This window comes from Anabaena sp. CCY 9402-a, from assembly GCF_963920945.1.
GTDB classification, from domain to species: domain Bacteria; phylum Cyanobacteriota; class Cyanobacteriia; order Cyanobacteriales; family Nostocaceae; genus Trichormus; species Trichormus minutissimus.
This window is the reverse complement of record NZ_CAWUDL010000028.1, coordinates 1-15,042: the sequence shown is the minus strand read 5'-3', so window position 1 is coordinate 15,042 and position 15,042 is coordinate 1. Positions and strand designations below refer to the sequence as shown.

General features: G+C 43.9%; 10 protein-coding genes. 8 read left to right on the top strand and 2 right to left on the bottom strand.

The features are described from left to right. Positions 1 to 214 precede the first annotated feature (214 nt). The 3 genes from ACM0OR_RS12365 to ACM0OR_RS12355 all read left to right on the top strand — a co-directional run bounded on the left by ACM0OR_RS12365 (position 215) and on the right by ACM0OR_RS12355 (position 4,591). Positions 215 to 2,416 (top strand): HAD-IIB family hydrolase, encoded by a 2,202-nt coding sequence (locus tag ACM0OR_RS12365; RefSeq protein WP_414576431.1) that lies wholly within the window; start codon positions 215 to 217, stop codon positions 2,414 to 2,416. 97 nt (positions 2,417 to 2,513) lie between these two features. Beyond that, positions 2,514 to 2,672 carry a hypothetical protein gene (locus tag ACM0OR_RS12360; RefSeq protein ID WP_414576430.1) on the top strand — a complete coding sequence of 53 codons (159 nt, stop codon included), beginning with the start codon at positions 2,514 to 2,516 and terminating at the stop codon, positions 2,670 to 2,672. A gap of 41 nt (positions 2,673 to 2,713) precedes the next feature. After that, a complete protein-coding gene (locus ACM0OR_RS12355; protein ID WP_414576429.1) occupies positions 2,714 to 4,591 on the top strand; it encodes a ShlB/FhaC/HecB family hemolysin secretion/activation protein in 1,878 nt (625 codons plus the stop codon). A gap of 72 nt (positions 4,592 to 4,663) precedes the next feature. Here the strand turns inward: ACM0OR_RS12355 and ACM0OR_RS12350 are convergent, their stop codons facing one another. Continuing rightward, complete coding sequence (locus tag ACM0OR_RS12350; RefSeq protein WP_414576428.1) at positions 4,664 to 10,543, bottom strand: translocation/assembly module TamB domain-containing protein; 5,880 nt, start codon at positions 10,541 to 10,543, stop codon at positions 4,664 to 4,666. A 292-nt stretch (positions 10,544 to 10,835) separates the two neighbouring features. Between ACM0OR_RS12350 and ACM0OR_RS12345 the strand changes: the two genes are divergently transcribed. From ACM0OR_RS12345 to ACM0OR_RS12330, 4 genes are all read left to right on the top strand, one after another. Next, positions 10,836 to 11,285: a DUF3110 domain-containing protein gene (locus ACM0OR_RS12345; protein WP_414576427.1), complete on the top strand. Its 450-nt coding sequence runs from the start codon at positions 10,836 to 10,838 to the stop codon at positions 11,283 to 11,285. A gap of 307 nt (positions 11,286 to 11,592) precedes the next feature. Beyond that, positions 11,593 to 12,519, top strand: coding sequence for an N-acetylmuramic acid 6-phosphate etherase (murQ, locus tag ACM0OR_RS12340; RefSeq protein WP_414576426.1), 927 nt, complete (start codon positions 11,593 to 11,595; stop codon positions 12,517 to 12,519). A 256-nt stretch (positions 12,520 to 12,775) separates the two neighbouring features. After that, entirely contained in the window at positions 12,776 to 13,003 is a 228-nt protein-coding gene (locus ACM0OR_RS12335; protein ID WP_323265445.1) for a hypothetical protein, read from the top strand. An 84-nt stretch (positions 13,004 to 13,087) separates the two neighbouring features. Then, the gene (locus ACM0OR_RS12330) at positions 13,088 to 13,285 is read left to right on the top strand and encodes a hypothetical protein (protein WP_414576425.1); all 198 of its coding nucleotides are present in this window, start codon (positions 13,088 to 13,090) and stop codon (positions 13,283 to 13,285) included. Between the two features lie 278 nt (positions 13,286 to 13,563). Here ACM0OR_RS12330 and ACM0OR_RS12325 read toward each other — a convergent pair whose 3' ends face one another. After that, positions 13,564 to 14,097: a single-stranded DNA-binding protein gene (locus tag ACM0OR_RS12325; RefSeq protein WP_414576424.1), complete on the bottom strand. Its 534-nt coding sequence runs from the start codon at positions 14,095 to 14,097 to the stop codon at positions 13,564 to 13,566. 417 nt (positions 14,098 to 14,514) lie between these two features. Between ACM0OR_RS12325 and ACM0OR_RS12320 the strand changes: the two genes are divergently transcribed. Then, entirely contained in the window at positions 14,515 to 14,685 is a 171-nt protein-coding gene (locus ACM0OR_RS12320) for a hypothetical protein (RefSeq protein WP_323265443.1), read from the top strand. The last annotated feature ends 357 nt before the right edge of the window (positions 14,686 to 15,042 follow it).

Sequence of the window (15,042 nt, the reverse complement as noted above, 5' to 3'; positions counted from 1 at the left end):
TATAGAGTCTTGCTAATTTTATGGATATCTCATCTGTAATTCTCAACATTCATCCAGTTAAAAAAGCCTAAACATAAGTTAAGTTGGCGCGATTAAAGCAAAGTATATGAAGACAAATAAATTAGGCTACAACCTCCTTCCCGCCCGTCTCCTGCCTTATCTATTTACGCCGACTTACTTAGCACTATATAAAGTCAACTAGAGAGGAAGACAAATGTCACATAACTCAGGGTTGTATATCATACTAGTCAGTGTTCACGGCTTAATTAGAGGACATAATCTAGAGTTAGGACGAGATGCTGACAACGGTGGACAAACAAAATATGTAGTCGAACTCGCCTCTACATTAGCTAAACACCCCGACGTAGAAAGAGTTGACCTAGTAACTCGGTTGGTGCAAGACCCCAAAGTAAGTTCTGACTATGCCCAACCAGTAGAAATTCTCTCCGATAAAGCCCAAATCATTCGCCTAGCCTGCGGCCCCCGCCGTTACCTCCGCAAAGAAGTCCTCTGGCCTTATTTAGATACCTTTGCAGATGAATTGCTCAGACACATTCGCAAAGTCGGCAAAATACCTAACGTAATTCATACACACTACGCAGATGCAGGCTACGTAGGTAGTCGAGTTGCAGGTTGGTTAGGTACACCCCTAGTGCATACAGGTCACTCTCTGGGACGGGTGAAACTGCAACGATTACTAGAACATGGCACTAAACCAGAAAGCATCGAGGAAAACTATCACATCAGTACCCGCATTGAAGCAGAGGAAATTACCCTCGGCGGTGCAGCTTTAGTCATCGCCAGTACCCATCAAGAAGTTGAAGAACAATACAGCGTTTATGACCGCTATCAACCACAAAGAATGGTGGTAATTCCTCCTGGTGTGGCGTTAGAACGTTTCTACCCAGTATCCGATCCTTGGCAGAATCCACCCATTTACCAAAAATTACAACGATTTCTGCAAGACCCCGACAAGCCGATGATTACGGCAATTTCCCGACCGGCTGTGCGTAAAAATGTAGCTACTCTGGTCAAAGCCTTTGGGGAAGATCCCGAACTGCGTAACTTAGCTAATTTGGTGATTGTGCTAGGAAACCGAGACGACATCACCACAATGGAATCAGGCCCCCGCCAAGTTTTGACGGAAATCTTCCAATTAATCGATCGCTATGATCTTTATGGTCATGTCGCCTATCCCAAACATCATACTTCCGACGACGTACCCGACTTATATCGGCTGACCGCCAAAACACGCGGCGTTTTTATCAATCCAGCCCTCACCGAACCCTTTGGGCTAACTCTCATTGAAGCTACAGCTTGTGGTGTACCCATCATCGCCACCTCAGACGGCGGCCCACGGGATATCATCGGAGCTTGTGAAAATGGGCTACTAGTTGATCCTTTGAATATTAAAGACATCCAGAATGCACTGCGAAGAAGTTTGACAGATGCCGAACAATGGCAACGCTGGTGTAATAATGGTTTAGTTAATGTCCGTAAACATTTCTCTTGGCAGAGTCACGTTGAGCAATATCTAGAAAAAGTGCGCCTATTCCCCCAACAAAAAGTACAATCTTTACTCAGTCCCCTTGTAGCATTTCCAGCCACTGAACACCCAGGCTGGAATATACCTGATACCAACCGCTTACCAACAGCCGATCGCTTTCTGGTGACAGAAATTGATAATACACTCCTAGGTGATCAAGAAGCCTTAGAAAAGTTGATTGGGCGCATCCGCAATGAAGGACAAACAACTGGTGTCTGCATTGCCACTGGTCGCACTCTCCAAAGTACCTTGAATATGCTAGAAGAATGGCGGTTTCCCATGCCAGATTTGCTGATCACTTCCACTGGTAGCGAAATCTACTATGGCCCGCAGATTGTCACAGATACAAGTTGGCAAAAACACATTAGCTACAATTGGCAACCAGAGGCTATTCGGGAAGCTATGAAAAATATCCCTGGATTAGAATTGCAATCAACAGAGGCTCAAACCAAGTTTAAAATCAGCTACTTTGTTGATCCCAGTATCTCGCCCAGCTACCGAGAAATTATCCGCCATTTGCGTCGTCAGCAACTCCCCGTTAAAGGGGTTTACAGTCATAGTATGTATCTTGATTTGTTGCCCATCCGCGCTTCTAAAGGAGATGCCCTACGTTATATTGCCTTAAAATGGGGCTTACCTGTGAAACGGTTCTTAGTCGCAGGGGCATCAGGCAATGATGAAACAATGTTAGCGGGTAATACTCTAGCGGTTGTGGTGGGTAATTACAGCAAAGAAATCCACAAATTGCGCGGCTATGCCCAGATTTACTTTGCTCAAGGTCATTATGCCTGGGGTATTTTGGAAGCACTAGATCATTATGACTTTTTCGGGAATCTGTCTCAAACTCAGCCGGAAATGGTATTAGTCTAATCATCTCTCTTAAGGTTGGTAATCGGTAATGGGTAATAAAACCAATTAGCCATTACCGATTACCAATCAATCTGTAATTTGGAGACTTGAAGACGTGATGAATAGCGTCTCTACAATATGGGTTTTGGGTATTGTCTCTACCTTACACCCCTACACCTCGCTTCGGTTAATAGACTTAACTGCAACTCAGTATGAGGATGAATTTTTGCTGGATGCTTTATTTGGACACCAAAAGTCAAGTAAGATGCACATTTGAAGCCTTGGCCGTATAAGCATCTAATTGTTGGCAAAACTAGCATGATTGATCAATGCCCCCCAAAGTTGACTGTATCTGGATTAACGCTGAGTATATTTTTCCTACTCAGTAACACAGATTTGCCAGTGATGAAAGCTCAAGCAGTTGAAGATACACCATTGCTAAATAATCCTCAAAATCATCTACCCAGCAACTTAAAATATGGGTTATCGGGTATTGAAAAAACTACCGTCACGGCAAAAGCCTCTTTCCTTCCGGTTGGGGATGAGCTAATTTTGTCACAGCAATTCCCACCGCCGCAGGATGTCCAACCACCTACATCTCCTACTTTGCCATCCCCCCAACCGCTACAGCCATTACCACCACCAGCCGAGTTACTCCAGCCTACTATCCCAGATACCCAACCTCAGCAACCAATACCAGAGAATATTCCTCAAACAATAACTGTAGAAAGGTTTGAAGTTTTAGGTAGCACTGTATTCAGCCCAGAAGAATTAGCCAAGGTGACTGCTGAGTTTACCAACAGGACAATCACTTTGGCAGAACTGTTTCAGGCTCGCTCGAAAATTACCGAACTGTACGTCAGTAAGGGTTACATCACTTCTGGTGCTTACATCCCACCCCAAACAATTAAATCTGGTGTAATTACAATTCAGGTGGTGGAAGGAAGATTAGAAGACATTCAGATTAGTGGAACACAACGACTCAATCCTAATTATGTGCGTAGCCGTTTAGCGATCGCCACCTCTCCCCCTTTAAATCGAGAAAAGTTATTAGAAGCATTACAACTGCTGCAACTCAATCCCTTAATTGCCAACTTGTCGGCAGATTTGTCAGCTGGGGCGACTCCGGGGACAAGTTTACTACAAATTAAAGTCAAGGAAGCTAGAACCTTTAATACTCAATTAGCCCTGGATAATGGCCGCTCGCCTAGTGTGGGTAGTTTTCGTCGCCGTATCCAAGTCAATGAAGCTAACTTACTGGGTTTAGGGGATGGTTTGAGTTTAGCCTATACTAATACCGATGGCAGCAATACCTTTGATACCAGCTATACATTACCCATCAATCCCCGCAACGGCACACTCAGCCTGAGTTTTGGGACTTCCGCTAGCAATGTAATTGAAGAACCTTTTAATATTCTCGATATTGAATCCTCTTCTCGCTACTATGAGTTGACACTCCGCCAACCTTTAATGCAAACTCCCACCCAAGAATTCGCATTGGGATTGACGGCTTCGCGGCGTGAAAGTGAAGCCACTTATATAGAAGGTGCAAGACTACCCTTTCCCTCCTTGGGTGCTGATGACGAGGGACGCACACGGATATCTGCGTTACGTTTTTTCCAAGAATGGACGACTCGCAATAGCCGCCAAGTGATTGCTTTGCGATCGCAATTTAATCTCGGTATAGGTGCGTTTGATGCCACTGTGAATAACGACGCTCCCGATAGTCGGTTTTTCTCTTGGCAGGGACAAGCACAATGGGCGCGGCTATTAGCACCAGATAGTTTGTTAATTGTGCGTGCTAATACGCAACTAGCATCACGAACACTGTTACCTATAGAACAGTTTGGTGTGGGTGGACTAGATAGTGTGCGGGGCTATCGCCAAGATTTTCTCCTGGCAGATAATGGTGCTTTTGCTGCGGCAGAAGTGCAAATACCGATTTTGCGTCTATCCCAATCTAGAGGTGTGTTGCAGGTTGTACCTTTTGCAGATTTTGGGGTGGCTTGGAATAATTCTCGCACTAATCCTGACCCTAATACTTTAGCATCGGTGGGCTTGGGCTTAAGGTGGTCACAGGGCGATCGCTTGAGGGCGCGTCTTGACTGGGGCATTCCTCTGGTATCTGTTGACTCCCAGAACGGAACTTGGCAAGAAAATGGGCTATATTTTTCTGTGGTTTATAATCATTTTTAATTCTTGCTTCTGTGGTTAGATACATTTTTAACCACAGAGGCACGGAGAACACAGAGAAGAAATTTTTCCAGATTAAAACCGGGTTTGATACTCAACTACAGCGCGACTATCATCTTCTAGGTTAGTGGAAGCACGCACCCGGATTTGATCGTTAATGCGGTAGTTAATCCCCCATTGGAAGGGGTCATTAGCCGTCAAAATCTTGATGCTAGAAATAGACAACTTAGTGGAAATATCAATGCCGGCTTCGGCTGCTAATTCTATAGATGAACTACTTTTACCTGCTTCTGGGTTATCAGAAATTACGGTGGGGAATATCCGCAGTTCACTTAAACCAAAAGCCCCACCGATTTGGCTGAAGGCTGACTGAAAGTTATTAAATACTGCTGAACCAGCGATGTTGATGATACCGAGGGTACTGTCACCTCCTTGGGGATTCACGAATCCACCACCTAATAAAGCCACAATTTCGTTTTCACTGCGGGATGGACTGCTTTTTAATTCTAGGGTTTCGTTGAGTCGGCTGGCGGGGCCTTTGACATTGGCTTCCACTCGTACAGACTCCAATGCAGCTAAACCGGTAGGATTCAGCCTATCCCCACTAAAGTCGCTGTTTTGGAGTACATCTAGGACTTTCGCAAATAGCTGTACATCTAAATCGGGGTCGCGGGGTTGGTTGGCTCTAAAGGTGGCGGTGTGTTTATAACCGCTAGCTAGTTTAAACTGGGTGGTGAATAAGTTCACCCCACCGTCTTTTAACTGGATTGTACCAACAGGGATGGGGTCGGCAAAAGTACCATTAACTATAAGGTTGCCTGTGGCGCGGAAGTTTAAAATTGGTTGACGGGTAATTTGAAGGTTTTTGCCTAATTCTAGTTCTAAATCATTAAACCGGGCGATTGCAGCCGCTCCATTAACTTCCTGTTTATCTTGCTTGTTCAGTTTTGTGAGTGATATGCCAGTATTACTATTATTCTGCTCGGTATCGGTAGACTCTGCTAACAATACCTGACCATCATATAAACTGATCTTACCGCCGATAGCTGGGGTTAAAGCTGAACCAGTAATCTGTAAGTTGCCACTCGCCCCTCCTTGATAGAGTCCTTTCAGGTTCATGGCTAACTGATCAAGGTTAACATTCAGGGGATTGTTAATCGGTAGTTCGTTGTTGAAAATCGGAATCTCCCCAGAGGCTTCTACTTTACCACGGCTAAATCTGCCTTGCAGACTTTCTACGAGAATGCGGTCAAAATCAAACTGCACTCTACCTGTAACACCTCTCAACTTTTGTGGTAAAGCCTGAGCCGAAACTGTGGCATCTTGGATAGTAGCAACGCCATTTAATATGGGCTTTTGTCGAGTTCCTCGTACTGTTAAGTCTATTTCCCCCTGACCTTTTTCAAAGGCGATTTGGTTGGTTAACAGGTTTAATATTCCTAATCCCTCATTTTGCACCTTGATATCCAAGCTGATTTGGTCATTGTCTGGTGCTACAGTCGCAAATGGCAACTGATAAGGAATACTGCCATTAATATTGACGGGTTGTGGCCCAGCCACGGATAAGGTACTACCAAAGTTCAAGCGTCCATTAGCATAGCTAAAACTGGCGTTGGCTGATTCTATTGCTTTCTGGTTGAGTGTACCTTCGGTAATTTGCCATTCTCCTCTGGCTTGAGGGTTGGCAACACTACCTGCCAAGGCTGCTGTACCGCTAAGATTACCTGTAATGCCTACGGGTAGGTTAACAAAGTTATTCAATACCTGTAATGGGAAGTTACTGACTCGCAATTGACCAGATTGGTCTGCACCGCCAATGTTTCCGGCAAAAGCTACCAGACTATTTTCTGATTCAATGCGTAAAGGTCGCACTTGCAAAACGCCATTTTCAAAGCTACCTTGAGCAATGATTTGGTCAGCACGATAAAAACGGTTTTCTTCTGTTTCTTTACCCCAAGTAAAGTTCTGCCCGTTTAAATTAAACTGTACTGATAAGCCTTTGGGGGTGGCAGTATCTAGGGCAACTTCTCCGTTAAAAGTTCCTTGTAAGTCTGCTAACTCAGGTATTGGTGAAGCATTACGCTGTTCTTCTTGTCCAGTTCTTAAAGCATCTATTTCATAAAAGCGTTTGATCTGGTCAAGTAACGGGCGATTCGGTAAACCTTGGGCGTAGGTAGTTAAGTCCTCGGCTGTGCCATAGTTAACTGCTGAACCATTGTTTTGGAAATCTTGGAGTTCAAAAATTTGGGCTACTGTAAGTACGTCTTGGATATTTCCTTGACTGACGTTGAGTTTACCTTGCACTCTTGGCCCTTTGGGGGTTTGAGCAAAATTACCAGCTAGGGCGTAGCGACTGTCACCTTTGATAAATTCACTGCTAGTAATGCTGACTGTATCATCACTGTAACGGAACTGAGTGGTGATGCGATCGCCTTTAATCCGGCCGATTTCGGGATTCGCGATCGCTAAATTAGCTGTAGTTGCAAATGTGCTTTGATTAAATTGTACGTCGCCCGTTAATAATCCCGTGACTTTCCCCCCACCCAAACGGAGACTTGGCGGCGGTGACACATTCAAAATTTGTAAGGGGAAGCTGGCAACTTTCACTGACCAATTATCCCCCTTAACTTGACCTTGGGCGATCGCTTGTTGCCACTGCACAAGGAAGGATTCGGGGCGATTATTGGCATTGAGATTTAAAGCAATGCGATCTCTATTTCCTCGCAAGTCTAAATTTAAACCTTTTCCTGACTGCACATTCCCAGTTAATAATGGTTCAAAGGCGATACCCTGCACCACAAAGTCTTTTAAGCCGATCTGCCCTACTACATTGGGCAATGGTAACTTCCCAGTCACGCGACCGTTAAAATCAACCTTTCCTGTCACCGCTACCTGATTGGGTAGAGTCACAGGTAACTGTTGCAGATCAAAATCTTGGGCTTGGACGTTGAGATTTAAAGCTGTAATTTCTGGGATACCTGGACTGGTGGCATTGGCTGCTATATCGCCACTGATATTTAAACCGGGGGCATTTGCTTGCTGAATTGTCAACTTCTCGCCATTCCAAGCCAGTCCGGCTGTAAGGGGGCGTTCAATTCCCGGTACGCCTTGGGATAACTGCACTTGTCCAGCCGCCTGCACATCAGCTAATCTCGCTGAACCCAAATTACCAGCTAATTGCAACTGTCCGCCAAATTGTCCCCGCAGTTGTTGATTAAACCGATTTAACTGCACACCAGTTGCCGCAACTGCTGTTTGATAGCGACCGTTAGCTAGTTGAATGTTGGAGAATACAACATTACCCCCTGCTACATTCAGTTGTGCTTCTCCCCTCGCTTGGATGCTTTGGGGACTCAAGGCATCTAATCCCCCACCTACATTCAATTGACCAGTTAAGTTACCTTGAAATTGTGGCGGAACAGTTGCCAAGCGTTGCACAGGGACATTATTCGCTTGGACTTGTGCCTGATAACGACCGTTAGCTAGTTGAATATTTGATGCTGTAATTGTGCCATTGCCGACATTAATTTTTGCTTGTCCATTGGCTTGGATGGTTTTGGGGCTGAAGGCATCCACTGCCCCAGCAACATTTAATTGCCCAGTTAAATCGCCTTGCAGGGGTACATTTGCCAAGCGTTGTACGGGGACATTATTAGCTTGGATTTGGGTTTGATAACGACCGTTAGCGAGTTGAATATTCGCGGCGGTAATTGTCCCATTGCCGACGTTAATTCTGGCTTGTCCACTGGCTTGGATGGTTTGGGGACTGAAAGATTCGACTGACCCAGCAACATCTAATTGACCAGTTAAATTACCTTGAATTGGGACAGCCGCCAAGCGTTGTACAGGAACGTTATTAGCTTGGACTTGGGTTTGATAGCGACCGTTAGCGAGTTGAATATTCGCTGCTGTGATTGTCCCGCCGTTAACCCGCAGCCTTGCTTCCCCATTACCCTGAAGAGTTTTGAGACTAAAATTTTCTCTGTTGCCGGCGATTTGGAATGTGCCGTCTAAGGGATTAGCTAAAGCTGGCGGAGAATTTTTGAGGATGCGTCCCAGGCGGACATTGTTAGCCACTAAACGGGCGGCGAAATTTTGGTCTTGTAATTGGATATTCGCGATCGCAATTCTACCACCACCAATTTGCACTCCCGCCCCATCGGCACGAATACTAGCAATTTGGAAAGGTTCAGCCGTCCCAGCCAAAATGAAGCGACCGTTTAATTCTACCCCTGCCAAAGAGACATTTTGCAGTTGATTTTGGTCAACAAAGGGTTGTAAGCTTACACCAACAGCTTGAGCCACCGCTTGCCAACGTTCATTAGCGAAAGTACCATTACCTCGCACTGTTCCACCAGCTACCCGCGCCACCACATTGCGGAAGTTATAGTTACGATTTGTACCAACTATCACTTCACCAGTCGTAGGATAAATTGCCCCTGGGGCAGCAAATTTGACCAATGTTTGGGCATTGGTAGGTGTACCAGTGACACTACCTGTAGCGGACACAGTACCAATTTTAAAAGCAAGATCAGGATTATAGAGTTTAGCGATCGCATCTCCCGGAACTTGCTTGGCTACAAAATTTAAATTTAATTGGGGATTTTCTCCAAGTTGGATGATACCGCCACCGTTAATTTCACCCCCTACCGTAGTTTCGCCTTGAATATCTTCCAGCTTAACTAAGGCATCCTTAGCATTAAACTCAAACTTACTACTAACGCGCTTAAAATTAATTTTATCAATGCGGGCAGTTTTAATAGTGGTGACAGTACCTGAAAGAATAGGGTTGGTAATATCCCCTACCACTTGCAATTTCCCTTGTAATTGTCCAGCTACGGGTACAGGCAGTTTTAACTTGAGTGTTTCTTGAGCATTGGCGACACTTACCCCATTGATGCGTCCAGCCAACTTATAGCCTTTATTACTGTCGATAATTCCTGCGGCGACTAGAGGAATTTTGCCATAATTGGCGGTCATATTCTCCAGTTTAATTTCCGTTCCCTGGAAATAGATACTACCTTGGCTATTAATGAATGGTTGTGGTGTTCGGGGAATTTGCAGCGTTACCCCTTCTAAGTCAGCACTACCATACAATAAAGGCTTCTGCTCTGGTGCTAGTTGGATTCGCAAATCACCATTGACTCGACCTGTTTGTAAATCCAGTGGTAATTTTACAAGACTAGTAACATTGGTAGCTAGTATTTTTTCGGCTTGAAGTTGCAGATTCGCGGCTAACGTCTTAGGACGCACATCCCCCGCAATAGAAATTTTACCCCCAGTAGCCGCCTGACCTTGGACTACAAATTTCACCAGTTGATTGTTTTCTAATAATTGAGCCGATCCCAACACTTGAGAAAAAGCTATAAGAGACGAAGGATTATCTACCTTGTCTATCTTGTCGCCTTCCCCTACCCCCTCAAGCTCTTTCTTCTGCGGTAAAAGTACCAAATTGCCATTACGGAAGCGTAGTGTATTTAAATCAGTTTTAATCGCTCCTGCTGCTCCCGGTGGTGCAAGGGTCGTAGTAATCCACAGTCCTTCGCTATCCTGTTCAATGTAAGCATCCGGGTTCACTAAGGTAACATCTAGTTTTAGCTGGCGATTAAAAATTAACAGCAATGGGTTAAAACCTACTTCCACAGCATCGACTTCCACCTTATCCGGATCTGTGGATGTGGCGGGGATGGCGGAAGCACCAAAACTAACTCCTGTGAGTGAGAATTGTGTAACTTTGCCCAATTTTACCGGACGGTTGAGTGTACTGGTGAGACTTTTTTCTGCTAACGGCGTTAATTCTTTTTGGACAAAAATCCACAATCGCCAAGCACCGCCGATTAAACCCAGCAGTAAAATACTCCCTAGGGCTATACCACTACGCTTTAGAACCAGTAACCATAAACGCTTGCGGTCAGTATTACGGGATTGATGATCTTGATCGGAAGATTTACTCATCTGGGTTCACTTCTTTTTTGCTGGATGTGGTAAGCACACTACTAGCACTATGGGCATATTACTATACCAAGATACAAACCAATCTCAGGTTTTGACATGAGGATGAACTCGTAATCATTATCGATTATTCACTAGTTTTGCTTATTTGCTCCCCTACACCCCTATACTCTTACACCCTTATGTCCCTACACTTGGGAAAAATTTGGATTAAAGTGAAAAATAATGCTGTGACTTTCACAGGTACACGGTCTAGAACTTTAATGAATAGATAGACATCAAAATATAAAGAAAGATGATTACGCCAATGCGGGTTTTTGTGTTGATTTTTAATGCTCACACGGAAAATGAGGGGATTCATACTGTGCGTGTGGGCGATCGCAATAAAATTTTCATGTTTGAGTCCCAAGACGATGCTCTTCGCTTTGCCCTGATGTTGGAAGCGCAAGATTTCCATACGCCTACTGTCGAAGCAATGGACGCAGAGGAAATTAAGGAGTTTTGCGAAAATGCTGACTATGAATGGGAAATTATCCCAGAAAACAGCTCTGATCCGAGTCACTTCATTCCTCCAGAAATCAATCTCGAAGAAACCGACTGGCAACCTGATGGGCAAACTGATGGACAATATGATCAGACTGGCGACGACAGCTTAGATTTTGACGATGTACCACCCGCAGAAGAAACAGAATTTTCTCCGACTGAACTAGAAAAAATTCGTCGCAAGTTAGAAGGATTGTTGTAGTTTAGTGCTGAGTGCTGAGTGCTGTTAGCGGAGCGGGGCGTTTAGCCCGTGCTGAGTTAGGAGTGGGGAGTTAGGAGTGCTGAGTGCTGAGTGCTGAGTTAGGAGTGGGGAGTGGGGAGTTAGGAGTGCTGAGTTATGAAGACAGCGAATAAGCGTTTTGTAACAAGTAAATCAGTAGTAAGTAAGGATAAACTAACTTGTTATTCAGAACGCTTTAAAACTCCGTGAGGCTAACATCATTCAGCACTGAGTTTCAGTCAATAGCAATTGGTACATAATTCGGAAGTAGAGATACAGGCTAGCATAAATGACAAATTTGCAGGAACGCGGGCATTTATTGACTGAACAAGTCAATCCTTTGAGTCTGAACTTAGACCAACTTAGTGGTTTAGAGTTGGTGGAGTTATTTAATAGTGAAGACCATAAGGCAGTGGCGGCGGTGGCGGCGGCTAAGGTGGAAATAGCTAAGGCCATTGAGGAGACAGCCGCACGGTTGCGCCAGGGTGGACGCTTGTTTTATGTGGGTGCGGGGACAAGTGGTCGGCTAGGGGTATTAGATGCGGCTGAGTGTCCCCCAACTTTTTGTACACCCCCAGAGTTGGTACAGGGGATTATTGCTGGTGGTGCTGGGGCGTTGGTACGTAGTTCTGAGGATTTAGAAGACCGGGCTGAAGATGGTGATGCGGCGATCGCTCAACGCCATATTACTCTCTTAGATGTAGTGGTGGGAATTACTGCCGGTGGGACGACTCCTTTTGTCCACGGTGCGCTGAATGCTGCCCGTCAACGGGGTGCTTTAACAATTTTTATGGCCTGTGTACCAGCAGAACAGGTCGGTTTTGAGGCTGATATTGATATTCGGTTATTAACCGGGCCGGAGGTGTTGGCAGGTTCTACCCGTCTCAAGGCTGGTACAGTCACCAAGCTAACTTTAAATATTCTGTCTACTGGGGTAATGGTCAAACTAGGCAAAGTTTACGGCAATCGCATGGTAGATGTAGCGGTCACAAATCAAAAATTACGCGATCGCGCTTTACGCATCTTACAAGACCTCACAGGCTTAAGTCGGGAAGCAGCTGGTTATTTATTAGAACATAGCGGTAAATGGGTAAAACTGGCGTTATTAATGCACTGGACTGGTTTAAGCAAAGAAGATGGCGATCGGCTGTTATCAACACACCAAGGTAATCTCAGAGATGCTGTTGCCAGCTATAAAGATACTCAGCCATCTTGAACATTCTCTAGAGAAATACTCTACACACGGCTGCTACTATATTTTGGTAGTTAGCCTTTTTTTACGAGCAAACTAAGCTGTAACCAAAAGCAATTGTTAGTATAAAAGCTTGGGTATTATTACCTGATTAAGATTATATAAAATACAGGGTTAATTAGCATTAGGAAATAATGTGGCTTTAACTACGCTATTGATTTGAATTAGTAAGATAAACTCAATCTACCGACTTTCATTTACTAAAAAACAAGGATAAATAATGAGCCAAGAATCAGCCAAAATAATCTTATGGGAAGAAAACCAAAAAGATTTTATCAAAAAGTTCTATGATTTACAATTTCTTCCCAGGATAGGAGAAGAAGTTTACTTAAGAAAGGAGAAATGGAAGGTAACTAGACTTGAACATGATGTAGAAGTGAATGAGATTAATATCTACATGGAATTAATTAAAAAAGTTAAGCAGGATAAATCATCTGATCGCAGTTGAATATCAATTTTGGGAGCAATAGTATAGGTAAAGTCGCAACTTAGACGTAGAATGAAGGGATGAAATCATAGTTAAGAAAATACTATGAATGACTCAGCATTCACTATCTTTATCATCTTTGGAAGCATTTGGGTTTTGATGGCAACCGCAGGTGTAATTGCTCTGTTAAAAGCAGATGGGCAAGAAATTCGTTTTGGTAAGACAGGACTGATTATTACTCTTTCTATCATCCTTCCAATTATCATTACCCTTGCCTATGCTGCATTTCGGGGTACATTCTGAACAATTTATATATCGGTAGGATGATACTTTTAATTACAGGTCATTGAGATGGTATGACCAACTGCATCACACCAGAGGAACGACGTTTACGAAGTGTTCCCAATACGGTTCGGATCAGATAATTTGCCAAAATCTAACTAAAAACGAGTCCATGCGATCGCTTCTCTAGCTTCCCTGCGGGACGCTGCGCGTTCGCGCAGCGTGTTGTAGACAGACGCTTACGCGAACGCTCCATGACAATTCAACTTAACTTTTCACCAGTCCCCAATCCCTGATACCTAAAACGGAATATCATCTGGATCTGGTTCGGCCACAGGCTGATAGCTGCTAGGTTGAGTGACAGGTTCGTAGGTGTTCACCTGGGGAGTGACATTCACTGGACTTGCTACTGGGGTAGCCGTTGGACGTGGTGACTCGTAACTAGGAACGTTACTTGGTGCTGGTGGTGGGGGTGGTGGTGTTTCTGTCGCAGATGGAGTTCTCTCTGGTGCTGGCGATGATGTGAAATCACCGCTTAAAGGTTGAATTTGTTGTACAGTCAACTCAGCACGTTTTTCTTTAAAACCCTCTTGACGCTCAACCGTTTGCATCCCTAAACGTCCAGCTATGATCACGCGATCGCCTTGGTGATAGTTTTGCTGAATTTCTGTAGCTAAATTCCCCCACCCCACAACTTTTAAAGTCGCCGGCGCATCTTCTGAACGCTGGGAATTGGGAAACTGCACCAGCATTTCTGTGATTGCTAAGTTATCTGATGTATAGCGTAATTGCGGTTCTTGAATGATTTCCGCCATTAAAACACAGCTGTTCATGACATCCTCCTGGGTTAATAATTCGTAATTCGTAATGGGCTGCGCCCCGCTACGCTAACGTAATTCGCAATTATGAATTCATTTATAAACTGTCGATTGTTCTTTATTCCTAGCATAAAAGCCAAGCGATGGCGTTGCACAGCAGTCATAACACTACTGGACACCTTCGCCTGACTAAAACGAGCATTGATCTTGCATGAGTAGTATAATTGTACCATTGATTGATGTATTCTTACTCAATACCCTCACGCATTTGGGTAAAAAAGTTAGTAGACAATTATCAATAAATTCATAACTGCATCTATTTTGGCACTATATCTAATAAATAAACTCTTGAATTTATTAGTCAAACAGAAGATTATTTATACAGAGTTGATTTCCTTCTGACTACTACATACATTTAAGGGGAAAACCATCATGGCTAACATCACAATTTCCGATTTGCAACCAGTTGAATTAGAATATGCAGAGTTGTCAGACCTCGAACTAGAAATAATCATGGGCGGAAAAGGTGAAGTTTCTGTTTCAGGTGGTTATAGCGAAGACAAAGGTGCATATGTTGAGGCTAAAGTTACTTTTAAATTTTAAGTAATTGAAGTTAACTCAAGATAGTCAGCTTTAGAAAAAAATTTAACCTTCTTTCTCAAGAAAAAGAAGGTTAAATTTTTTCTATGAATACGCATAGAAAAAACCTCCCCCAATACAGTTCGGTTAACGTTATGGGTGAGTAGAGACGTTATTATTTTGGCAAATTATCTTATCCGAAACATATTGAAACTTCCCTTTACTAAGAGGTTGTTTAAAAAGTCGTGTATGTATACTGTAGCCCTTATTCAGAGGATGTTGGGATCTGACTTTTCACGGTATCTGGAAAACCCCTCTCCCTTGCACTACCGTGTATACACAAGTTGGATGTAAAGTAGATGCAGAGGATTTTCAAGAGGC

What these genes read in the sequence shown, in the direction of transcription:
- murQ (WP_414576426.1), top strand. Translation starts at nt 11,593, where the DNA reads ATGACAAATTTGCAGGAACGCGGGCATTTATTGACTGAACAAGTCAAT.
- ACM0OR_RS12350 (WP_414576428.1), bottom strand. Translation starts at nt 10,543, where the DNA reads ATGAGTAAATCTTCCGATCAAGATCATCAATCCCGTAATACTGACCGC.
- ACM0OR_RS12320 (WP_323265443.1), top strand. Translation starts at nt 14,515, where the DNA reads ATGGCTAACATCACAATTTCCGATTTGCAACCAGTTGAATTAGAATAT.
- ACM0OR_RS12360 (WP_414576430.1), top strand. Translation starts at nt 2,514, where the DNA reads ATGAATAGCGTCTCTACAATATGGGTTTTGGGTATTGTCTCTACCTTA.
- ACM0OR_RS12345 (WP_414576427.1), top strand. Translation starts at nt 10,836, where the DNA reads ATGATTACGCCAATGCGGGTTTTTGTGTTGATTTTTAATGCTCACACG.
- ACM0OR_RS12330 (WP_414576425.1), top strand. Translation starts at nt 13,088, where the DNA reads ATGAATGACTCAGCATTCACTATCTTTATCATCTTTGGAAGCATTTGG.
- ACM0OR_RS12365 (WP_414576431.1), top strand. Translation starts at nt 215, where the DNA reads ATGTCACATAACTCAGGGTTGTATATCATACTAGTCAGTGTTCACGGC.
- ACM0OR_RS12325 (WP_414576424.1), bottom strand. Translation starts at nt 14,097, where the DNA reads ATGAACAGCTGTGTTTTAATGGCGGAAATCATTCAAGAACCGCAATTA.
- ACM0OR_RS12335 (WP_323265445.1), top strand. Translation starts at nt 12,776, where the DNA reads ATGAGCCAAGAATCAGCCAAAATAATCTTATGGGAAGAAAACCAAAAA.
- ACM0OR_RS12355 (WP_414576429.1), top strand. Translation starts at nt 2,714, where the DNA reads ATGATTGATCAATGCCCCCCAAAGTTGACTGTATCTGGATTAACGCTG.